Here is a 22,883-nt window from a genome sequence, read left to right as displayed (position 1 = left end):
TTTGAAAACTAAAACGCCTTTAGTAACCTTTCAACAAGCATTATTTATTCAATGATTTTAGAGACGATACCGGCACCAACAGTACGACCACCTTCACGAATAGCAAAACGAAGCTTCTCTTCCATCGCTATCGGCACAATCAATGACACATCCATCGCAACATTATCACCGGGCATAACCATTTCAGTTCCTTCTGGAAGCGTAACAATACCCGTAACATCTGTCGTACGGAAGTAAAACTGTGGACGATAATTCGTGAAAAACGGCGTATGACGACCCCCTTCATCTTTCGTCAAAATGTAAGCTTCCGCTTTAAAACGTGTATGTGGGGTAACCGATCCTGGTTTTGCCAATACTTGACCACGCTCAATGCCTTCACGGTCAACACCACGAAGCAGCGCGCCAATATTATCTCCAGCTTGACCTTGATCTAAAAGCTTGCGGAACATTTCAACACCTGTCACCGTCGTCTTAGATGTTGGGCGAATACCAATAATCTCGATTTCTTCTCCAACTTTAATAACACCACGCTCAACACGACCCGTAACAACCGTCCCACGACCCGAAATCGAAAACACATCCTCTATCGGCATCAAGAATGGTTGATCAACAGGACGCTCAGGGGTTGGAATATAATTATCAACCTCGCTCATTAAAAGACGAACCGCATCTTCACCAATGCTTTTATCCTTATCCTCAAGGGCTGCTAACGCAGAACCTTTTACAATTGGGATTTCATCTCCTGGAAAATCATATTTGGATAAAAGTTCCCGAACCTCAAGCTCTACAAGTTCCAAAAGCTCCGCATCATCAACCTGATCAACTTTATTGAGAAAAACAACAATCGCTGGAACTCCAACCTGACGAGCAAGCAAAATATGCTCACGGGTCTGTGGCATCGGACCATCAGCTGCTGAAACAACCAAAATGGCACCATCCATCTGCGCTGCCCCTGTGATCATGTTTTTCACATAATCGGCGTGTCCAGGACAGTCAACGTGCGCATAGTGACGGCTTTCCGTTTCATACTCAACGTGTGCTGTAGAAATGGTAATCCCACGGGCACGCTCTTCTGGTGCTGCATCAATTTGGTCGTATGCTTTAAACTCACCAAAAAATTTCGTAATCGCTGCTGTCAACGAAGTCTTCCCATGATCAACGTGACCAATCGTACCAATATTAACATGCGGTTTTGTTCGTTCAAATTTGCTCTTCGCCATCGCTATTAATCTCTTGTTTTATTCTCTATCTTTGTTAGCACCTAGAAACAGGCCCGCAGAAATGAATTCAACTGGACCCTACACAAGCCCAATCACCACAACTCTTAGGCGGAAAATCCCGCCCACTTTTTAAATAATGGAATATTTTCCATTATACCTACTTGCCTAATCATCAACAACCATTTGGAGCGGGTAGCGGGAATCGAACCCGCATATTCAGCTTGGAAGGCTGCTGCTCTACCATTGAGCTATACCCGCATGACCCACGTACTAACTCTCCTTCGATGAATGGTGGAGGGGGTTGGATTCGAACCAACGTAGCATACGCAACGGATTTACAGTCCGCCCCCTTTAACCACTCGGGCACCCCTCCATTACACCGGCAAAGTCGCGCGATGAGGTATCACGACAATCATCTCGAATACCTATTCAATTCAATCTGATTGCGAAGTGGTTATGACGATTACGATTGTATCTGTCAACAGAATAAATACAATTCTGTACAAATTTCCTGCTCATATCTTTAAATCATAGATTTTTTCTAGCACTTTTTATTATTAAAACGCTATAAAGAAGTTATGAAAGAAAAAACATCACAAAATTCTCATTATGCTCGTTTACGTCGCCGGTATCGCGATACAAAAGCTTCCTCCTCTCGATCTTCTAAAAACATGAGGAAGGAAGCTGCTTCTTTACCGCAAGGAATTATCCATCTTTATGGCATTCATTCTGTCCAGGCTGCTTTAAAAAACCCAAAAAGAATTTTTAAATGTCTTTACGTTACACAAAATGCCTTAAAACGATTAAATATGTCCGAATCAGATTATCCTTGCCCTGTTACATTATGCACCCCCAAATATCTTGATTCGCTGGTTGGAAGTGAGGCAGTTCATCAAGGGGTTGTTTTGGAAACTTCTCCTCTCAAACCATGCAAACTATCGGAACTCACCAATACTGATCTGGTCATTGTCATGGATCAAATTACTGATCCACATAATGTTGGTGCTATTATGCGCTCTGCCGTTGCATTTAAAGCAAAGGCACTCATTACCACTTGCCGTCACTCTCCCCACGAAAGTGGCGTTCTTGCGAAAGCGGCATCAGGGGCTCTGGAAATGATTCATTATATTACTGTACGAAACCTTGCTGAAACTCTTCAAGAACTCCATCAAACAGGTTTTACAAGCTTTGGTCTTGATTCAGAAGGGAATCAACCTCTAGAAAAAACATTAACAGGGAGTAAAATTGCTCTTGTTTTAGGAGCAGAAGGTAAAGGCTTACGAAAAAAAACGCGTGAAACCGTTTGCGCTCTAGCACGCCTTGACATACCTGGAAATATTAAATCATTAAATGTTTCAAACGCAGCAACAATAGCGCTTTATGTGACGCATAAATATCTTAGATTCTAGCTTTTAATTTTTTGTGCAACATCAAAAAAGCCAACCAACAAAAAACCCGCTAAAAACCCACCAATATGTGCTTCCCATGCTATTGAGATACCATTTTCTTCAAACAGAACGGAAAAAATACCTATGATAACATCAGCCGCTAGCCATACACTTATATAAATAAGGACGCCCTTGGAACAAAGGGCTTTTTTGATAGATAATAAAGCTCCCAAAGGTTTTTCGTTCTGCGTATTGACACCTAAATAGCTGCTAGGAAAACCGTAACGTGCAATAGCTCCCATCATTCCAGATACGGAACCTGATGCTCCAACAAGTGATATGATACTTTCTTGATGAAATGTAAAATAAGTCAAAACAGAAATAATTGCCGTTAACACCCAAAAAACTAAAAAACGTAAAACACCAAAATGTTTTACTAAAGGAGAACCAAAAACCAAAAGCCAAACCATATTAAGAGCAACATGTTTAAAACTACCATGCATAAATGAATAACTCACCATGGTATAAAAAAATGCGATAGGATTCGTCTTAAACAACGCTGGTGTAAATGAAAAAAACTCAAAACTTTCAATATAACGCTGATAGGAAAAAAAATACTGAGGAATGCAATAAAGACAAAAACAAAATACGATCAAGACAACAATAATAAAGGGAATATTCAATAAGGGTTCTTTGGGTTGTCTCGGCAATTGGGAAACATTCTTATCTTGATGACGAGAAACTTTCATTATATAAAATCTCTTATTCTTTAAAAGAAATGGTCATTCTTTGCACAAAGTAAAGACACCACTCCTGGTGATACGGAATTTTTTAACGCCTCTTCAAGCCCCTTTTTTAATTTTCAACAGCGCACCGGAAAAAACACCTGTCTGTTATACAAAAGACTTTCAAAAGTATAGATATTAAAAATATAATTTACAAAATGAGTGATATCCTTCTTATTAAAATGTGCAGTTTATCATGCCATGTATAAAAACTTATGAATAAACAAACTGACTTATGAGGCACTCTATCATAAAAATATCAAATACATACATGTTGCTTTCTGCCAGAAATATCCCAATTTTTGCATTTTTTAAATCCGGCTATACTTCAATTCTAAATAATCTTAAACCTCTCTTGTTCTAATAACAGAGCTTGGATTACTTCTACTCTTTGAATGAAAAAAATCTCCATGAGAATAAAGGTCCGCTCAAGACATGTGTTTGCTCTTGATATCATCATTGGTTTTCATAAATTATGCATTTGACATTCTGTTTTCTCATAAAGCCAATTTTTTGATTTATAATGGTAACTTAGTTTTATTCCTACTGCGTTAGAGCTTTAAATATCGTAAGATTCTCTCATCGCAAGCCTATTTATATTGAAGCAATCAAAACCATTCACTTGTACGCTACGAACGAGAAAAGCTGCACAAAAGAGGAATAAGAATGTCTCTTTTGAAAAGTTTTTAAGTGCTCAGAACAGGTTGGCAATATTGGGAGTTGGCAGAGTGTGTGCTGGTGTTTGCTTGCTCCTTCACAAGTGTAAGGTAGGGAATACTTCAATGGATTTATCATTATACCATTCATGGGCTCTGTTGCGAAATGGATGTGACGAGCCTTAAGAGAGGTCTCTTTAAAACAAGCCCGTAAATATGTAATACAATAACGTTCTGTTCTTCATGAGAAATGTGACCTATTCAATGCAAAAGAGTCAATTCATCTCTTGAACAAATATGAACAAGCCTTTCATTTCTAACTCTAACAGATACAACTTAAGAATTTTTTCCTATGAAACACTCGAAAAAATAATACGTTGATTTGCATAGTGCATCCTTGGATTTAAACGGCTCATGAGAGAAACTTTCATTCCCTTCTTAAATAGTAGTATCCACACGTCCTCCATTTATAACGTGCAAGAAAATAGTTTTGATCTTTCAATATAAGACAGTTTGAAATGAAAAAAACATAGAAACCCGAACCTCTCATTCAAATTATAAAATGATAAATCCTCATTATAAATCAATGTATTATAAATAGATAACACACTATTACTGAAGAGGTAGTTTTTGAGAACTCTGCTTGCAATCTTTTAACCACACATCATAAATAGGATGCTCAACAGCGTTCAAACCAGGACTATCTGCAAACATCCATCCTGTAAAAATACGCCGTATTTTTTTATCTAATGTTACTTCATTAACTTCCACAAAACCTGTTGTACGCGTTGGTTCATCTTTAGAGCTCGTATAACAAGCACGGGGTGTTACCTGTAATGCACCATACTGATAAACTTCACCAAGAGAAACTTCAAAACGCGTCGTTCGCCCCGTTATTTTATCAAGACCTGCAAAAACAGCAATTCCATTGCTAATACGTTCAGCCCGCACTCCACTATTTAAGGATAAAAACACTAAAATTCCCATAAAAAAAATATATATAAAATTTCTCACCCTCAACAATAAAAAAAACCTCGTCATATCAAAACCAATCGCACCTTAAAAATAAATCTTGTTATAACGTAGAGCCAAATAAGATAAAAATACACGCGCCCATTAAAACATTTTATTTTTTAGGTGACCACGCATCATAATCTTCACGTACACAAGGAGGCTCATCATTGTAAGGAATAGCCCCCTTTGGTCGATAGGCCTCACTTGTTCCTGTCATATTTGCAACGTGCGGCTTCTCCCATTCATAGGGATGATAATCCTCCTGTGTTGGAGGATACTCACAGCGATGATGAATCCAGCCATGCCAACCTGGTGGAATAGTAGAAGGCTCAGAATAGTCTTTATAAATAACCCAACGATGCGGATAACCATCCTTATGAAGCCCCCCCTCATAATATATATTTCCAAATTGATCTTCCCCTATCCGCTTACCTTTGCGCCATGTAAAAAAACGCGTACCAATGGTATTACCATTCCACCAGGTAAAGATTTGCTTAAAAAAATGAGCCATTTTCTATTCCATTTCTTCAGTATGCTCATGAAATCAATCACTGGAATAAACTTGTTAATGCTTTAATTACCGGTCAATTCAGCACAACTCCAATTAATAGGATAACTTTTTATCCCTTAATTTCGAGAAGATATCATATTTATAAATTCTTCTCCACCCCATAAAATTTAATCTATGCCAAGTTTTATCTTAACTAATTCATTAACAGTTTGAGGATTTGCCTTGCCGCCTGTTGCTTTCATGACCTGTCCAACAAACCAACCTGCTAAAGCAGGCTTTTGTTTTGCTTGCACAACTTTATCAGAATTATTGGCAACGATCTCATCAACAGCTCTTTCAATAGCCTTTGTATCTGTTACCTGCTTCATATTGCGCTCTTCTACAATTTGGCGTGGTTCTCCCCCCTCATTCCAAATAATCTCAAAAAGATCTTTAGCTATTTTTCCAGAAATAACACCTTCTTTTATAAGATCAATAATGCTTCCCAACTGATTTGGCGATACTGGTGACTCTTCAATTTCACGATTATCTCTATTTAAAGCCCCTAAAAGATCATTAATCACCCAATTGGCCACTATTTTTCCATCACGCCCATACGCTACTTCTTCAAAATAATCAGCAATAGCTTTTTCTGTCACAAGAATGGAAGCATCATACACTGTCAATCCCATTTCCTTAACAAAACGTGCTTTTATAGCGTCAGGCAATTCTGGTAAATCCGCCGCCAAAGAATCCACAAATGCTTGATCAAATTCTAATGGCAAAAGATCAGGATCAGGGAAATAACGATAATCATGCGCTTCTTCCTTTGAGCGCATAGAGCGTGTCTCACCTTTAGTGGCATCAAAAAGCCGAGTTTCTTGCTCTATGACGCCCCCATCTTCTAAAATTGCAATCTGACGACGCGCTTCATACTCAATCGCTTGACCAATAAAGCGTATAGAATTAACATTTTTGATTTCACAACGCGTTCCAAAATCTTCACCAGGACGACGAACGGATACATTGACATCTGCACGCATAGAACCTTCATCCATATTGCCATCGCAGGTCCCTAAATAACGAACAATCGTACGCAATTTTGTCATATAGGCTTTGGCTTCATCTGATGAGCGCATATCAGGTTTGGAAACAATTTCCATAAGCGCAACACCAGAGCGATTGAGATCTACGAAAGACATTGTTGGATGTTGATCATGCATCGATTTTCCAGCATCCTGTTCAAGATGTAATCTTTCAATTCCTACTTCGATATCCTCAAATTGGCCTTTCGAATCTGGACCAACAGATATGATAATTTTCCCCTCTCCTACAATGGGATAGCGAAACTGAGAAATCTGATACCCCTGCGGTAAATCTGGATAAAAATAATTTTTACGATCAAAAACAGATTTTAAATTAATATGCGCTTTTAATCCCAAACCTGTCCGAACTGCTTGACGAACACATTCTTCATTCAAAACAGGTAACATCCCCGGCATAGCTGCATCAATAAGTGATACATGATTGTTCGGTTCTGCACCAAATTTGGTTGATGCACCTGAAAAAAGTTTCGAATTTGATATGATTTGCGCATGAACCTCCATGCCAATGATGACTTCCCAATCACCTGTAACGCCAGAAATAAAACGCTTAGAATCAGGAGTACGCGTATCAATGATGTTCATTGCCAATCCACTACCAATATTTTAAAACATATCTCATGGTTTATCTCAAACCATTCACGGTGCAAGGTTATAATATAATACCACAACAAACCCGATTCTATCGGGCTCATTCTGTTCGGGTAAATATTAAGCTTTTTTAGGAGCCTTTTTCTTAGCCGATGTTTTCTCTGCAGACTTTTCTTTCACAGCAGATTTTTTCTTTGCCGGCTTTTCTTCAGAGACATCTAATTCATCATATTCTTTCATCAATTCTTCAATCGTCACTTCTTTATCTGTGACTTTTATCTGCGCTAACAAATGATCAATGACCTTTTCTTCGAAAATCGGAGCACGTAGATTTTCAACAGCTTCCGGAGTCTTACGGAAAAAGTCCATAATCTCTTTTTCTTGTCCAGGATATTGACGAACTTGCTCAAAAACGGCTGCTTTTAGTTCATCCTCACTAACTTTAACACCAACCTTCATTCCAATTTCAGAAAGCACCAAGCCAAGACGGACACGACGTTGTGCAAGGACACGATATTCCTCCCGCGCCTTTTCTTCTGTAACACCTTCGTCCTCAAAACTACGCCCAGCCCTTTTCAAATCATCATTAACCTGAGCCCATATATTATTGAATTCAATTTCTAAGAGTCCTTCAGGAATCTCAAAATTATAATCAGCATCTAAAGCATCAAGAATTTGACGCTTAACTTTTTGACGTGTCATTGAACCATATTGACTTTCAATCTGTCCACGCACAACCTCGCGCAAACGATCTAGAGATTCCAAACCGACTTTTTTCGCGGCCTCATCATCAATTTTTAATTCATCTGGTCTAAAGACAGCTTTGACAGTAATGTCAAACTCTGCTTCCTGTCCTGCTAAATGTGCTGCACTGTAATTATCCGGAAATTTAACAGAAATCGTTTTTGTATCTCCAGCTTTTACACCAACCAATTGCTCTTCAAAACCAGGAATAAATTGTTTTGATCCAAGAATCAGTTGTGCATCATTATCGGCCCCACCTTCAAATGGAACCCCCTCAAGCTTACCTAGATAATCTATGGTAATACGATCACCTTCTTCGGAAGATCCCTCTTTTAGCGAATAATTACGTGTAGAAGAAAGAACGCGATTGACTTGCTCATCAATATCCTTTTCAGGAATAGCTGCAATTTCACGAATAACTTCAATATGCTCAAAAGCTTTAATTTCAATTTTTGGTAAAATTTCATACTTTAAACTAAAAGTAAAATCGGCTTTTCCATCTAGAATTTTCTCATCTTCATCTATATCAATTTTCGGTTGCATCGCTGGGCGTTCATTGCGGTCCGCTAAAACAGAACGTGGCGCATCAGCGAGTATCTCATTGAGAATCTCTGCCATGAAAGATTTACCATACATTTTTCGCAAATGCCCACCGGGCACTTTACCGGGACGAAAACCATTAAGCTTGATTTTACCCTTGGTATCATCCAATCGTTCATTCAACTTTTCTTCTAAATCTTTCGCTGGAACCACGATCTTAATTTCGCGCTTCAGTCCTTCATTAAGCGTCTCGGTAACCTGCATTAAACACCTTCATTTTTCTAAGGAGAGGGATAAACCCACTCTAATCATCATTACATTCTAACACTTCAAGTGTTACATTACCATGAAGCGGAATTCCAGATACGTAGAAATCCGTAGCACTTAAGGGATTGCTTTGGTGCGGATGGAGGGACTCGAACCCCCACGGTCTCCCGCCAGAACCTAAATCTGGTGCGTCTACCAATTTCGCCACATCCGCTTAAACTTAGAAAGCTAATAACCTTATACAAGCGGCGTTTCTATACCATTAATTATAGAAAAAAAGCAAACAAATATATTAAAAAAACTCAATACACCTCTTTCTTATAAAGAACAAAAACAAAATCTATGCTTTTCATACACAGCGACTTACGTTAATAAGTCAACTATGTTAAAGACATTTGATACTCCAATTCATATTATCGGTGGCGGTCTTGCGGGGTGTGAAGCAAGCTGGCAAATTGCTCAATCAGGCATTCCTGTTATTTTGCATGAAATGCGTCCCGAAAAAAAATCAGATGCCCATAAAACCGATAAATTGGCAGAACTGGTTTGTTCAAATTCCTTTCGTTCTGATGATTCATCAACAAATGCCGTAGGACTTTTACATGCTGAAATGCGATTAGCGAAATCGTTAATTATGAAAGCGGCCGATACCAACAAAGTTCCTGCTGGAAGTGCTCTTGCTGTTGATCGTGATGGATTTTCAAAAACTGTAACATCCGCCCTTGAAAACCATTCGCTTATAACGATTAAACGCGAAGAAGTTCAAGAGATTTCTAAAGATTGGAAACATGTTATCGTTGCAACGGGCCCCCTTACCTCACCTGCACTTGCTCAAGAGTTACAAGCGATAACCGATATAAAAGCCCTTTCTTTTTATGATGCTATTGCACCTATTATCCACACTGATAGTATTGATATGAATATTTGTTGGTATCAGTCTCGCTACGATAAAATTGGTCCTGAGGGAACAGGGAAAGATTATCTTAATTGTCCCCTTAATAAGGAACAATATGAAGCATTCGTTGAAGCATTAAAAAATGCTGAAAAAACAGAGTTTCGTGATTTTGAAAAAACACCCTATTTTGATGGATGCCTCCCTATTGAAATTATGGCTGAGCGCGGACTAGAAACTTTAAGACATGGACCTATGAAACCTATGGGCTTAACCAATGCCTATAATCCCACCGTTAAACCCTATGCTGTCGTTCAATTACGCCAAGATAATAAACTCGGAACGCTTTACAATATGGTCGGTTTTCAAACAAAATTGAAATATGGTGAACAAGTTCGCATTTTTAGAATGATTCCCGGTCTTGAAAAAGCAGAATTTGCACGTCTTGGTGGTCTTCACCGCAATACCTATCTCAACTCTCCAATCATTCTTGATCAAACCCTTCGTTTAAAACAAAAAAAACAACTACGCTTTGCAGGACAAATTACCGGATGTGAAGGTTATGTAGAATCAGCAGCTATAGGGCTTCTTGCTGGGCGTTTTGCTGCTGCCGAATATCATCACAACTGTCCTTGCCTCCCCCCACTAACCACGGCATTCGGAGCTCTTTTGAATCATATTACGGGGGGCCATATTATAGATGAAGAAGCAGAAAGACAGTCTTTTCAACCAATGAATATCAATTTTGGACTCTTCCCCCCTATTGCGTCTCTTAAAAACTCAGGAAAACGCTTGCCAAGTAAAGAAAAAAAATTAGCAAAAAAACAAGTTATAACGGCGAGAGCTCTCAATGATTGTATTCAGTGGTTAGCAGATAAAGAATCCAAGAGCTCCTGTTTATAAAAACACACGATTTGTCATTCATCCCATCTACTGAAGAAATTTCTATCATTCTTGTTAAAAAATACATTATAAAACCTTGTTAAAATACTCTCTCAATCAATAGAGACGGCTTTACACTTCATCGTTTATTTAAGAATGTAGGAGTAAAATATTTTGTGTCTATAGAAAAAAAGCTTAATTTTATACACAATTTAATAAATTATCAACAATAAAAATGAAATAACAAATAAATATATTATAAAAAAAATATTCTCTTGCATATCAGAAGTGAAATAAAGATATGAACCTAAAATATTTAAAACAGAGCTGAATATATCTCTTCCATCTCAAATGCCACGAAAAATCGCAATATTGAAATGACGAAGCCGCTTTATAATGTTACAATCCGTTAATTCATCATAACAATTTATGTCTTTCTATAGTGAATGAGAAACTTAAATATCGTAAAATTCTTTTATTTCAGACTCTCTTATAGTCAATCAATAAAAGTGATTTGCTTAGTCAGTTAAATACTGACTCACACAAGCGAAGTTAGTGTTGTAAGTTAAGAGAATTATTGAAAAAGGAATAAAACTGTCCTTTATGCGCCTGCCTCAAATGCCGCGAGCTGATCAAACCATTATAAAACTAAGAAAATAATATGATGGCGTTAATATGCACTTCTATCAAGCAAAAAAGGTGGTTTAGTAGGCTTTATACATTTTACAGCATTTTTTTTGTCTTATATTTATAAGTACTGTTTCTGAATAAAAACTTTAGCCCTTTCACATAACAAAAGCTAACGTCATATTTTATACGCTATGTAATGACTTATTATTAAAGTGGAATATTTATTGAAACGGCTAAAAATATATATTTCACGCCTATGGCATTTTATGCAATTTATGAAATGAGAAAAATGGTACGAAGACTCAAAATTTTTATATGAAAAACGTGTATAATATCCCTGTCTAAAAAATATCTGTAAAAAAACCCGCTTATAAATAAATCGGGTTTTTTTAATGTTTTGTTTAAATTATTTTTTATTAACTGCTTCTTTAAGGCTTTTTCCTGCAGAAAATTTGGGTACAGAACGTGCTGGAATATCAATTTCAGCGCCAGTTGAAGGATTACGCCCCTTTGTCGCAGCACGATGAGAAACTTCAAAAGTGCCAAAACCTGGAAGACGCACATCCCCCCCTGAAGCTAAAGCTTCTGTTACAGAAGCCATAAAAGCATCAACAACAGCACCAGCTTGCACTTTCGAAACACCTGCCTTTTCAGCAACGGAACTAACCAATTCACTTTTATTCATGAGATATTTCCTTTCCCTATATTAGCTGACAACATGACTTAATCATGTTATTGGTCAGTTTATTGAAAAGTACAGCAAACAGAAGTCTTATTTTTATCCAATACATTGTTTTTTTAGCAATAATCACAGTTATTCACGGAATTTTTCACTTTTTTTCAATAAAAAACAAAATAATAACCGTAACATCACCTTCTACACCTAAAAAAATGCCGTTATAAGTGAAATCAGTGAATCAGTGCGCAATCTGTATTCCTTCACTATCGCTGTTCTCTGAACGGATAGGGACAGCCACTGTAGAAGGTTCTTTCCATTCAATAGTGTCAGGAAAACGAACCAAAGCGTGTTTCAAAACTTCACTCACATGATTTACCGGAATAATTTCCATGTTATTTTTGACATCGTCAGGAATATCAACCAGATCTTTTGCATTTTCTTCAGGAATAAGAACTTTTTTTATCCCTCCTCGAAGTGCAGCTAAGAGTTTCTCTTTTAATCCACCAATTGGTAAAACACGTCCACGTAAAGTAATTTCACCAGTCATGGCTATATCTTTATGTACAGCTATCCCTGTAAGGACCGAAACAATTGCTGTCACCATTGCAATCCCAGCAGATGGACCATCTTTTGGTGTCGCTCCCTCTGGAACATGAACATGGATATCGCGTTTTTCAAAAAGTGGAGGTTCTATCCCAAAATCAACAGCACGAGAACGTACATAAGATGCTGCCGCAGAAATAGACTCTTTCATAATATCACGCAAATTTCCAGTTACAGTCATCTTGCCTTTGCCGGGCATCATTACACCTTCAATGGTCAATAACTCTCCACCCACTTCTGTCCACGCAAGGCCTGTCACAACACCAATGTGATTTTCTCCTTCAATCTGATTATAGTGATAGCGTTTAACACCAAGGAAATCATCGAGATTACTTTCTGTAACTTTTACAGATTTTTGATACGTTTTGAGAATTTTTGTAACAGATTTACGGGCAATTTTCATGAGTTCACGCTCAAGATTACGAACACCTGCTTCACGTGTGTAAAACTGAATAATTGATCTTAGTGCTCCATCAGAAATGCTGAGTTCTTTTTTAGACAAACAGTGGTCTTTGAGTGCTTTTGGTAAAAGATGCTGCTTAACAATTTCCATTTTTTCACATTCAGTATAACCAGCAATACGAATAATTTCCATTCGATCCATTAACGGACCTGGAATATTAAGCGTATTCGCAGTTGTGATAAACATGACATCAGAAAGATCATATTCAACTTCCAAATAGTGGTCGATGAATGTACCATTTTGTTCAGGATCAAGAACCTCTAATAAAGCAGAGGAAGGATCTCCACGAAAATCTTGTCCCATTTTATCAATTTCATCAAGCAAGAAAAGCGGATTAGATTTTTTTGCTTTTTTCATAGATTGAATAATTTTTCCAGGCATCGAACCAATATATGTTCGGCGATGTCCGCGAATTTCTGCTTCATCCCGCACACCTCCCAACGAGATACGAACATATTCACGCCCTGTTGCCTTTGCAATAGAGCGCGCTAATGATGTTTTTCCAACACCAGGAGGACCTAACAAACAAATAATGGGACCTTTTATCTTTGACGCACGACTTTGTACAGCCAAATACTCAATAATTCGTTCCTTAACTTTTTCAAGACCGAAATGTTCATTATTCATGATCTTTTCAGCAAAATCTAAATTGTTTTTAATCTTAGATTTTTTACCCCAAGGCATTGCTAATAACCAATCAAGATAGTTACGGACAACTGTCGCTTCCGCGGACATAGGAGACATATTCCGTAATTTTCTCAATTCTGCTCCAGCTTTTTCCTGTGCTTCCTTGGAAAGTTTTGTACTCTTAATACGGTCTTCTAGTTCAGAAAGCTCATCGCGGTTATCATCTCCTGCTCCTAACTCTTTTTGAATAGCTTTCATTTGCTCATTGAGATAATATTCCCGTTGGTTTTTTTCCATTTGCCGTTTAACGTGCGAACGAATACGTTTTTCAACCTGCAAAACAGAAATTTCTCCTTCCATGAAAGACAGAACACGTTCAAGACGGGCTCGTACAGGTAAGAGCTCTAATATTTCTTGCTTTTCTGCAAGTTTAATCATCAAATGAGAGGCAATCGTATCCGCAAGCTTAGATGGATTATCAATCTGCCCTATTGCATTGACCACTTCAGGAGAGATTTTTTTGTTAAGCTTTACATAGTTTTCAAAATAAGCATTCACGGACCTTGAAAGAGCTTCAATCTCAACATCACCTTCTCTAGGCTCTTCTGTAACAGCTGCAAAAGCCTGATGATAACCATCACTTAAAGTAAATTGACTAATTTTTGCACGCGCAGTCCCTTCAACCAAAACCTTTACAGTGCCATCAGGAAGCTTTAAAAGTTGGAGAATATTTGCAAATGTACCAATATGATAAATATCCTCTGATTTTGGATCATCATCAGAAGCGTTTTTTTGTGTCACCAAGAGTATTTGCTTATCAACCGCCATCGTTTCTTCAAGAGCACGAATTGATTTTTCGCGGCCCACAAAGAGTGGAACAATCATATGGGGGAAGACAACAATATCACGAAGAGGTAAAACAGCATAAACCCCATCTCTTAACTCATCTGTCTTTTCATCAATATATTGCATAACTCTCCTTTCTGGAGCCTATGAGCTATCTATAACACCAAGCCCACCCTTAGAAAACCTCAGCTCTCCACAATACATGAAATGGCAATTGCTAACACATAAATCAAGCATTATAATGATATTATTAGAAATGCCTATTAAACACCGTTCGTTACCCACTTTTTATATTGTATATCGCACAATGTCATGCTGATACATTTTCTTTATCTTCTGTACGTTCTGAGTAAATATAAAGAGGACGCGCTTTCCCATCGACAACATCGCTCGAAATAACCACTTCTTGAACCCCTTCAAGAGCCGGTAATTCAAACATCGTCTCAAGAAGTATCTTCTCCATAATAGAACGTAAACCACGTGCACCCGTTTTACGTTCAATAGCCTTCTTCGCAATAGCGCGTAAAGCATCTTCGTGAAATGCTAACTCAACATTTTCCATTTCAAAAAGACGCTGATATTGCTTTACCAATGCATTTTTAGGTTGTGATAAAATTTGTACGAGAGCGTTAATGTCTAAATCCTCTAAGGTAGCCACTATAGGAAGACGCCCAATAAATTCTGGTATTAAACCAAACTTTATAAGATCTTCAGGCTCTAAATCACGAAAAATTTCACCAACACAACGTTCATCAGGAGCCTTAACAGTCGCAGAAAAACCAATAGAAGTTTTTTCACCACGCCCTGAAATAATCCGCTCTAAACCTGCAAAAGCTCCTCCACAAATGAATAAAATGTTTGTGGTATCAACCTGAAGAAACTCTTGTTGCGGATGTTTACGTCCACCTTGTGGAGGAACGGAAGCAATCGTTCCTTCCATAATTTTTAGCAATGCTTGCTGAACCCCTTCTCCAGAAACATCTCTTGTAATAGAAGGATTATCAGCCTTACGAGAAATCTTATCAACCTCATCAATATAAACAATACCACGCTGTGCACGCTCAACATTATAATCCGCCGCTTGAAGAAGCTTTAAAATAATATTCTCAACATCTTCACCCACATAACCTGCTTCAGTCAAAGTGGTCGCATCCGCCATCGTAAAAGGGACATCAATAATACGTGCTAATGTTTGTGCGAGATAAGTTTTACCGCAGCCCGTTGGACCAACAAGAAGAATATTTGATTTAGCCAACTCAATATCACTTCTTTTAGACTGATGCGCCAACCGTTTATAATGATTATGAACTGCGACAGAAAGAACACGCTTTGCATGCTGCTGACCAATAACATAATCATCAAGAACGGATATAATTTCCTGTGGAGTAGGGACTCCATCACGCACCTTAACACCAGAAGACTTATTTTCTTCCCGAATAATATCCATGCAAAGCTCTACACATTCATCACAGATAAATACAGTAGGCCCCGCAATGAGCTTACGCACCTCATGCTGACTCTTGCCGCAGAACGAGCAATAGAGAGTATTTTTTGATTCGTTCCCGCTATTGCTAATTTTGCTCATTTTTCTTTCCTTTCACCACGATATATGAATACTTCGCCTTTTCAAAGGAAGCTTTTCATCATGAAAACTAAAAGACATATAGAAAACCATGGATGTCTCAATATTTTTAGGTGTTTCTCTTAACTTTTTGCGATACTTTTTACAAAACTCTTCGATTAAAGTAGCTGTTTTTTCTATAAAAATTCTTAATCTTTTTCTTCTTTTTCAGTTTCTGCACGATACTGTATAACATCATCAACTAAACCAAACGCTTTTGCTTCTTCTGCTGTCATAAAATGATCGCGATCAAGCGTTCTCTCAATAACCTCATAATCCTGACCTGTATGTTGAACATAAATTTCATTTAAACGCCGTTTCATCTTTATTATATCTTGTGCATGTCGCTCAATATCTGAAGCTTGACCTTGAAAACCACCAGATGGCTGATGCACCATAATACGCGCATTTGGCAATGTAAAACGATGACCTTTTGCTCCAGCTGTGAGCAATAATGACCCCATAGATGCCGCCTGCCCCATGCAAAGCGTAGAAACAGGAGGGCGAATAAATTGCATAGTATCATAAATAGCCATACCAGATGTCACGACCCCCCCTGGCGAATTAATATAAAGACTAATTTCTTTTTTAGGATTTTCCGCTTCCAAGAAAAGTAATTGTGCACAAACAAGCATTGCCATACCATCTTCAACAGGACCATTAATAAAAATAATCCGCTCCTTTAAAAGACGGGAAAAAATATCATAAGCCCGTTCACCACGATTGGTTTGCTCAATAACCATAGGAACAAGGCTTAATGCTGTTTTCATTGGATCACTCATATTTTTACTTTCCTTGTCATATAACAATCGCTTTTTACACATTCAATATTTTTATCCATAGGCTAATATTACTCTCTTGTGCAAGCGACAATCAAGAGCCCTTTAGGATAGATTAAAATCCCAATGGTTAAAATAGCGATAATAACTCTACCTAAACAAATCATGAGCTTCAGGAATGCGGGAAACTGCCCAATGATAAAAACTTCCTTCCTGAGGTCTTTGCGTGGTCTTAGTCTTTCTGTGAATATGAAATCCTATCAAGCGTGAATCTGTAAGCGGTCTTACGCCAAAAGCTGGTTCAAAGATGTGCTCAGTTTTTCGCCCAGTCCAATAATAAAAAGTTTCCTTTTCTTTTGCCTCGTGAAAAAAACCATATTTTTTTGCTAACCGTGAAATACCGTCATTGCCAAATATTGTAACACCAAGATTCCCCGGTAAAATTGGAATTTTTTTTCTCTTTAACCAGAATGGTCTCCAAACACGACGCTTAACCCCAAGCCAATGAGGAATCATTTCTGTGCCTGCCCAATAGTCTTCAAACGCTTTTATAATAGGGTTATCTGGGGGAAAATAAAGGGCAGAAACGCCTACTCTTCTCTTATTTTCTCTTGCCAACCAAACCTTATTCGCATCTGGATAAAACTGTCTAACGAGATAAACATCTGTATCTAACCACACACCTTGTTGATATTTCATCAGCATAACACGAAAAAAATCCGAGAACTGAACAATTGTACATCCTGGTCTATCATCAGAAAAATGGGGGTCAAGGCGATAAATTGCTGAACGTGGTAAAATTGATTCGGCTTTATGCAACTCAACACCAGCAGGGAGATTATCTATTTCTTTATCATAACTAAAAAGCTTAACGCGCTGTCCAGTTTTGACCATTGAGGACAAACAAAGCCTATCCACCAATCTTAACTGTCCACTATACCAAAAAGTACAAATATCCATCAATAATATATCAAAAATATTCCAAACTTACACGAAAAAGTTGTTCAACATCACGAACTCTATCAGCAAGAGCAAAAATCACTATTCTATCACCAGACAAAATACGCGTCTCTGCTGAGAGCTGTATAATTGTCTTATTACGATAAATTGCTCCAATTCTCAAACCATCTGATAAATTAAGCTCTGATAATGATTTACCAACCAATGAAGATGTTTGCATCACTTCAGCTTCAATAATTTCTGCTCGACCATTAAAAACTGAATGAACAGAACGAATACGCCCACGGCGCATTTGTTGCAAAATTTTCGATATTGTAACGCTATGGGGATTAAGATAGGCATCCACACCAACGGCGCGGCTAAACTCTTGATAAGCAACATTATTAATCAACACCATATTAGCTTTACAGCCCAATCTTTTCGCAATGATAGCACTTAAGAGATTAACCTGATCCTGATTGGTCAATGTAATCATTAAATCGGCCTGATCAATTCCCGCATCTTGAAGAATGACTGGATCTAATACGTTACCATATAAAACAGTTGTTTTTTCAAGCTGATCAGCAATTGTGAGAGCTCTTTCTCTTTGCGATTCTATAATCTTTAATTTTAATTTATGGAGACGCTTTTCAATCGCCTGAGCAACATAAAGGCCAATGTGCCCGCCTCCTGCAATAATCATGCGGTGGGCGTCTTGTTCTTTATGACCAAAAAGCCCAACAGCACGACGCATCTGCTCACGAGCAACAACAAGATAGGTTATATCACCAACGCGTAATTGCGTTTCTGAATGTGCAATTAATAATTCCGAGCCACGTTTAATAGCGGTCACCGTCGTGTGAAGATCTGGAAAAAGCTCTGTTAATTGACGCAAAGGTGTATTAATAACGGGACAATCTTCCATACACTCCAAAGCGAGCGCAACAATATCATCATTACAAAAATAAAGAACATCTATTGCACCAGGCAGAGCAATACGACGTAAAACCATTTCCCCAACTTCAACTTCTGGCGAAATAACCACATCAATGGGAATATTCTCTCTGGAAAAAAGTGTCTTATAGCGGGGTTCTAAATAGGATTGTGAGCGAATACGAGCAATTTTTGTGGGAACATCAAATAATGAATGAGCGACCTGACAAGCGACCATATTCACTTCATCAAACAAAGTGACAGCAATCAACATATCAGCTTTGTCTGCATCTGCAGCCAAAAGAACTTCAGGACGAGAACCGTGACCAACAAAACCTCTCACATCCAATGTATCGCGAATTTTTTCAATTAACCTGGTTTCAATATCAATAACAGTAACATCGTGATTTTCAGCAGCAAGACGCTCTGCTATTCCATAACCAACCTGTCCTGCACCGCAAATAATAACACGCATTGTTTTAAGAAACTCCAAGTGCTTTTAGCTTACGGTGTAAAGCTGAACGCTCCATACCTATAAATTCAGCGGTACGCGATATGTTTCCACCCAAACGCCCAATCTGCGCTACTAAATATCTCTTTTCAAACAATTCTCGTGCTTCACGCAATGGTAAATCCATTATACTTTCATCCGAATCCATTTGAAGACGTGGCAAAGGATCACTCACTTCACTAGGAAGAAAATCCGCTGTTATAGGACCATCACCATCCCGCACAAGAATAAGAAGACGCTCAATATTATTGCGTAATTGCCGTACATTACCTGGCCAAGCATGTGTTTGCAAAATAGCGATCACATCATCACTGATTTCACGTGGCTTAATTCCAACCTGCTGTGATATTGTTTTTACAAAATAATGCACAAGTTCTGGAATATCTTCACGACGGGCTGAAAGAGGCGGAACAGTGATAGGAACAACAGAAAGGCGGTGGAAAAGATCTTCTCTAAAGCGCCCGTCAGAAATGAGATTTTCAAGATTTTGCGCTGTTGAAGAAATGATACGAACATCCACCTTAACACGTTTTGTACCACCAACTCTCTCAAATGCCTGCCCCGTTAACACCCGCAGAATCTTACCTTGAGTTTCACGCGGCATATCAGCAATTTCATCAAGATAGAGTATTCCACCATGGGCTTCCTCTAAAGCACCGATCTTGCGCTCTCTTCCCTCCATTTCGCTGCCAAACAACTCTATTTCCATTCTTTCCGGTGTAATCGTTGCTGCATTTATTGTAACAAAGGGCCCATTCGAACGTGTTGAGAGCGCATGAATAGTTCGTGCAACAGTCTCTTTTCCAGCCCCTGAAGGACCTGTTATCATGATGCGACTATTGGTTGGCGCGACTTTTTCTATGATGTGACGCAAATTTCTTATAACGGTTGATTTTCCCAGCAGCTCCAATGTCTCATTTGAACGTTTTCGCAACTCTGAAAGCTCACGTTTTAAATTTGAGTTTTCAAGTGTTCTTTCTGCAACCAATACAAGTCTATCAGCTTTAAAAGGTTTTTCAATGAAATCATAGGCCCCACGCTTTATAGCTGAAACAGCAGTCTCAATATTACCATGACCAGAGATCATCACCACCGGAAGAGCTGGATATTGTGTTTTAATTTCATCAAGCAGTGCTAAACCATCGAGGCGACTCCCCTGTAACCAAATATCTAAAAAAATGAGCTTTGGAATACGCTCACTAATTTGCGCTAAGGCTTCATCAGAGTTACAAGCAATACGCGTTTCATAACCTTCATCATCTAAAATACCAGCAACAAGCTCACGAATATCTGCTTCATCATCAACAATCAAGATATCTGATACCATACTATTCCCCTATCTTATGATTTATGGCTTGTATAATACTACCCTCTTTTCCCCCATCTGAGGGAAATATCAAACGGATCATCGCACCACGACCTTCATAAAAACTCTCCGGTGCATCATGGAGCTCCATGGAGCCTCCGTGATCTTCAACAACTTTGCGCACAATGGCTAGGCCTAGTCCTGTTCCTTTCTCCCGTGTTGTTATATAGGGTTCTAATAACTTTTGTCTTTGCTCTTTAGGAAGTCCTTTCCCGTTATCAACAACATCCACAACCACCCATTCTTCTTGCCGGTAAGAACGGACAAGAATATGACCGTGAATATTTTCCTCTCGCATAACCGAATCAATGGATTCGCTCGCATTTTTGATAACGTTGCAAAAAGCCTGGACAATAAGACGATTATCAAATGCACCCATAAGGGGGAGATTTCCTAAGTCTTGCTCAAATTGAATATCATGTCGCGTCACTTCTATCAAGAAACATGCTTCACGCAGCAATTCACGTATATCTAAGACATGCATTTGTGGTTTGGGCATACGTGCAAAAGAAGAAAACTCATCAACCATACGCCCAATATCTCCAACTTGGCGAATAATTGTTTCAATACACCGCTCAAAGACCTCTCTATCTTGTGTTATAACTTTGTTATAACGTTTACGAATACGTTCAGCAGATAATTGAATAGGTGTGAGGGGATTTTTAATTTCGTGTGCAATACGCCGTGCAATATCCGCCCATGCAGCTGTACGTTGCGCTGCAACCAGGTCTGTAATATCATCAATTGTGAGAACCCAAGATTGTCCCTGCCCATCATCCTCTTCCATCGTAACTTGGACATTACAGACGCGCTCTTTTCCTGCAACGTTTAAAGTGACTTGCTCACGGTGATTTTTACGCCCCAATGAACGTGCAAACTGAAAAACCTGCCAAATTTCAGCACTTAAAGATAAAAGACTTTGTCCAACAACCTGTTCAGAACGAATATCAAACATCGTTTCAATAGACCGATTGATAATGGTAATATCACCCTTATCATCGATACCTGCTACTCCCGCTGTTACACCCGATAACACAGCTTCAGAAAAACGCCGCCTCTCATCAATTTGATCACGCACTGCAATCAACTCATTGCGCCGACTTTTCAATTCACTGACCATGTAATTAAAAGTTTTGGATAATTGCCCAATATCTCCATCTTTTGCTCGTACTGGCACAAAAATTTCCATATTTCCAGAAGCAACATCATCAGCAGCACTAATGAGAAGACGAATAGGACGAACTAAGCGATCAGCAACCGCAATAGCTGCCCAAATAGCGGATAAGAATAAACTAAAAAAAAGACATAAATAAAGCATACCAAATGCAATTTGTGTGAGTAGGCGATTTTCATTTAAATCACGATAACGATCTGTATTAACTTCTGTCAAACGCAAAGCCGATAAAACGCCTTTATCAACGTCACGCACCAAATATAAAAATGTGTTTGGAATATTGTTAAATTTTAAAATAATACCAAAATAATCATGAATGCCTGGTTGAAAAGAAAAAGGCCGCGCACTGGTTGCACGTTCAATAAGATTGGACGGAGGAATTGGGAGTTTATCCTCATCACCAAGAGCGCTCGATACAAAAATAGTTCCGCTAGAACTTAACAAAAATGCACCACGCAAATTGCGTCCTAGAGCATGACGCGTCAATTGCATCCGATATTCAGCTGGATTACGTTCTAAAAGTTTTTTGTTATCAAGCGCAAATGCCATAGCGTAGGATAAATTTTTTAAATTTTGAAGCATTTCATCTGCATAAGCATTTGCTAAATCAATAGAAGAACCTACAATTTGCCGCGTTGTTGTATCAAACCATCGGTCAAGTCCTAAATTGAGTGCTGGACCCGATACAAGAGCGACAGCAACAGCTGGCATGGTTGCAACAAGTGCAAACAATGAAATAAGGCGCACATGAAGACGCGAGCCAGCACGCCTTGAACGCCAAGCACGGATGATGGGGATCATCTCATAAAAAACGATGACAACAAGCCCTAAAACCCAAAAACTATTAATCCCTATAAGAATAAGGGTTACTGTTCTACTAGGAACAACAGGGGTTAATCCAATAAGAATAATAAACGAAACAGAAGCTGTAAGTAAAGCTAATACAATAATTGCAATCCCTAAAAAGATATATACCTTACTTAAACGATATAACTCATCGTTATAAGTATTTTTATCACTATCTTGAGGCTTCATCACAGATGTTGCATTCATCATAAGCTTACAGATCCTTATCCCATTATTCTCATATAACCTTTTGTGACAAAAATTGACAATAATAATACTCCATTTAAAATAGAG

16 protein-coding genes and 3 tRNA genes are annotated in these 22,883 nt (G+C 38.4%); 2 read left to right on the top strand and 17 right to left on the bottom strand.

The annotated features are described in order from the left end of the window. Positions 1–44 precede the first annotated feature (44 nt). From tuf to D1093_RS05925, 3 genes are all read right to left on the bottom strand, one after another. The gene (tuf, locus tag D1093_RS05935; RefSeq protein WP_005773266.1) at positions 45–1,220 is read right to left on the bottom strand and encodes an elongation factor Tu; all 1,176 of its coding nucleotides are present in this window, start codon (positions 1,218–1,220) and stop codon (positions 45–47) included. A 184-nt stretch (positions 1,221–1,404) separates the two neighbouring features. Further along, positions 1,405–1,478, bottom strand: a tRNA-Gly gene (locus tag D1093_RS05930). Between the two features lie 31 nt (positions 1,479–1,509). Further along, a tRNA-Tyr gene (locus D1093_RS05925) sits at positions 1,510–1,593 on the bottom strand. Positions 1,594–1,798: 205 nt separating this feature from the next. On the opposite strand from D1093_RS05925, the gene D1093_RS05920 reads away from it, so the two are divergent. Further along, a complete protein-coding gene (locus tag D1093_RS05920) occupies positions 1,799–2,629 on the top strand; it encodes a TrmH family RNA methyltransferase (protein WP_120101320.1) in 831 nt (276 codons plus the stop codon). Here the strand turns inward: D1093_RS05920 and D1093_RS05915 are convergent. From D1093_RS05915 to D1093_RS05890, 6 genes are all read right to left on the bottom strand, one after another. Beyond that, on the bottom strand, positions 2,626–3,357 hold the full coding sequence (locus tag D1093_RS05915; protein ID WP_120101318.1) for a rhomboid family intramembrane serine protease: 732 nt from the start codon (positions 3,355–3,357) through the stop codon (positions 2,626–2,628). The two genes, D1093_RS05920 and D1093_RS05915, sit on opposite strands and share 4 nt — an antisense overlap. Before the next feature lie 1,304 nt (positions 3,358–4,661). Next, positions 4,662–5,090 (bottom strand): DUF2155 domain-containing protein, encoded by a 429-nt coding sequence (locus tag D1093_RS05910; protein ID WP_120101316.1) that lies wholly within the window; start codon positions 5,088–5,090, stop codon positions 4,662–4,664. An 85-nt stretch (positions 5,091–5,175) separates the two neighbouring features. Next, a complete protein-coding gene (locus D1093_RS05905; RefSeq protein ID WP_120101314.1) occupies positions 5,176–5,574 on the bottom strand; it encodes an NADH:ubiquinone oxidoreductase subunit NDUFA12 in 399 nt (132 codons plus the stop codon). A gap of 167 nt (positions 5,575–5,741) precedes the next feature. Beyond that, a complete protein-coding gene (gatB, locus tag D1093_RS05900; RefSeq protein ID WP_120101312.1) occupies positions 5,742–7,241 on the bottom strand; it encodes an Asp-tRNA(Asn)/Glu-tRNA(Gln) amidotransferase subunit GatB in 1,500 nt (499 codons plus the stop codon). Positions 7,242–7,367: 126 nt separating this feature from the next. Continuing rightward, positions 7,368–8,795, bottom strand: coding sequence for a trigger factor (tig, locus tag D1093_RS05895; protein WP_120101311.1), 1,428 nt, complete (start codon positions 8,793–8,795; stop codon positions 7,368–7,370). Between the two features lie 134 nt (positions 8,796–8,929). Further along, positions 8,930–9,012 (bottom strand) — tRNA-Leu (locus D1093_RS05890). A 168-nt stretch (positions 9,013–9,180) separates the two neighbouring features. Between D1093_RS05890 and trmFO the strand changes: the two genes are divergently transcribed. Continuing rightward, positions 9,181–10,593: a methylenetetrahydrofolate--tRNA-(uracil(54)-C(5))-methyltransferase (FADH(2)-oxidizing) TrmFO gene (gene trmFO / locus D1093_RS05885; protein WP_120101309.1), complete on the top strand. Its 1,413-nt coding sequence runs from the start codon at positions 9,181–9,183 to the stop codon at positions 10,591–10,593. 1,015 nt (positions 10,594–11,608) lie between these two features. Here trmFO and D1093_RS05880 read toward each other — a convergent pair. From D1093_RS05880 to D1093_RS05845, 8 genes are all read right to left on the bottom strand, one after another. Further along, positions 11,609–11,887 (bottom strand): HU family DNA-binding protein, encoded by a 279-nt coding sequence (locus tag D1093_RS05880; RefSeq protein WP_005773674.1) that lies wholly within the window; start codon positions 11,885–11,887, stop codon positions 11,609–11,611. Between the two features lie 232 nt (positions 11,888–12,119). Beyond that, the gene (gene lon / locus D1093_RS05875) at positions 12,120–14,546 is read right to left on the bottom strand and encodes an endopeptidase La (RefSeq protein ID WP_120101307.1); all 2,427 of its coding nucleotides are present in this window, start codon (positions 14,544–14,546) and stop codon (positions 12,120–12,122) included. 184 nt (positions 14,547–14,730) lie between these two features. Then, positions 14,731–16,005, bottom strand: a complete 1,275-nt coding sequence (clpX, locus tag D1093_RS05870; RefSeq protein WP_005775056.1) for an ATP-dependent Clp protease ATP-binding subunit ClpX — start codon at positions 16,003–16,005, stop codon at positions 14,731–14,733. Positions 16,006–16,190: 185 nt separating this feature from the next. Beyond that, on the bottom strand, positions 16,191–16,823 hold the full coding sequence (gene clpP, locus D1093_RS05865) for an ATP-dependent Clp endopeptidase proteolytic subunit ClpP (RefSeq protein WP_005773677.1): 633 nt from the start codon (positions 16,821–16,823) through the stop codon (positions 16,191–16,193). Between the two features lie 147 nt (positions 16,824–16,970). Next, positions 16,971–17,780 carry a glycosyltransferase family 32 protein gene (locus D1093_RS05860; protein WP_120101306.1) on the bottom strand — a complete coding sequence of 270 codons (810 nt, stop codon included), beginning with the start codon at positions 17,778–17,780 and terminating at the stop codon, positions 16,971–16,973. A 10-nt stretch (positions 17,781–17,790) separates the two neighbouring features. Continuing rightward, entirely contained in the window at positions 17,791–19,167 is a 1,377-nt protein-coding gene (trkA, locus tag D1093_RS05855) for a Trk system potassium transporter TrkA (RefSeq protein ID WP_120102357.1), read from the bottom strand. A 4-nt stretch (positions 19,168–19,171) separates the two neighbouring features. Continuing rightward, positions 19,172–20,530 carry a nitrogen assimilation response regulator NtrX gene (gene ntrX / locus D1093_RS05850; RefSeq protein ID WP_120101304.1) on the bottom strand — a complete coding sequence of 453 codons (1,359 nt, stop codon included), beginning with the start codon at positions 20,528–20,530 and terminating at the stop codon, positions 19,172–19,174. A gap of 1 nt (position 20,531) precedes the next feature. Next, positions 20,532–22,796, bottom strand: a complete 2,265-nt coding sequence (locus tag D1093_RS05845; protein WP_120101302.1) for a sensor histidine kinase NtrY-like — start codon at positions 22,794–22,796, stop codon at positions 20,532–20,534. Between the last annotated feature and the right edge of the window lie 87 nt (positions 22,797–22,883).

It is taken from the genome of Bartonella kosoyi (genome assembly GCF_003606325.2).
Lineage (GTDB): Bacteria > Pseudomonadota > Alphaproteobacteria > Rhizobiales > Rhizobiaceae > Bartonella > Bartonella kosoyi.
The sequence above is the reverse complement of the archived record's forward strand: the minus strand, read 5'-3'. Positions and strand labels throughout refer to the sequence as shown.

Excerpts from the sequence above, each read along its gene's own strand:
- trkA (WP_120102357.1), bottom strand. The coding sequence starts at position 19,167 with ATGCGTGTTATTATTTGCGGTGCAGGACAGGTTGGTTATGGAATAGCA.
- D1093_RS05860 (WP_120101306.1), bottom strand. The coding sequence starts at position 17,780 with ATGGATATTTGTACTTTTTGGTATAGTGGACAGTTAAGATTGGTGGAT.
- D1093_RS05880 (WP_005773674.1), bottom strand. The coding sequence starts at position 11,887 with ATGAATAAAAGTGAATTGGTTAGTTCCGTTGCTGAAAAGGCAGGTGTT.
- D1093_RS05845 (WP_120101302.1), bottom strand. The coding sequence starts at position 22,796 with ATGAATGCAACATCTGTGATGAAGCCTCAAGATAGTGATAAAAATACT.
- trmFO (WP_120101309.1), top strand. The coding sequence starts at position 9,181 with ATGTTAAAGACATTTGATACTCCAATTCATATTATCGGTGGCGGTCTT.
- gatB (WP_120101312.1), bottom strand. The coding sequence starts at position 7,241 with ATGAACATCATTGATACGCGTACTCCTGATTCTAAGCGTTTTATTTCT.
- clpP (WP_005773677.1), bottom strand. The coding sequence starts at position 16,823 with ATGAGTGATCCAATGAAAACAGCATTAAGCCTTGTTCCTATGGTTATT.
- tuf (WP_005773266.1), bottom strand. The coding sequence starts at position 1,220 with ATGGCGAAGAGCAAATTTGAACGAACAAAACCGCATGTTAATATTGGT.
- D1093_RS05920 (WP_120101320.1), top strand. The coding sequence starts at position 1,799 with ATGAAAGAAAAAACATCACAAAATTCTCATTATGCTCGTTTACGTCGC.
- D1093_RS05910 (WP_120101316.1), bottom strand. The coding sequence starts at position 5,090 with ATGACGAGGTTTTTTTTATTGTTGAGGGTGAGAAATTTTATATATATT.
- clpX (WP_005775056.1), bottom strand. The coding sequence starts at position 16,005 with ATGAGCAAAATTAGCAATAGCGGGAACGAATCAAAAAATACTCTCTAT.
- tig (WP_120101311.1), bottom strand. The coding sequence starts at position 8,795 with ATGCAGGTTACCGAGACGCTTAATGAAGGACTGAAGCGCGAAATTAAG.
- ntrX (WP_120101304.1), bottom strand. The coding sequence starts at position 20,530 with ATGGTATCAGATATCTTGATTGTTGATGATGAAGCAGATATTCGTGAG.
- D1093_RS05915 (WP_120101318.1), bottom strand. The coding sequence starts at position 3,357 with ATGAAAGTTTCTCGTCATCAAGATAAGAATGTTTCCCAATTGCCGAGA.
- lon (WP_120101307.1), bottom strand. The coding sequence starts at position 14,546 with ATGCAATATATTGATGAAAAGACAGATGAGTTAAGAGATGGGGTTTAT.
- D1093_RS05905 (WP_120101314.1), bottom strand. The coding sequence starts at position 5,574 with ATGGCTCATTTTTTTAAGCAAATCTTTACCTGGTGGAATGGTAATACC.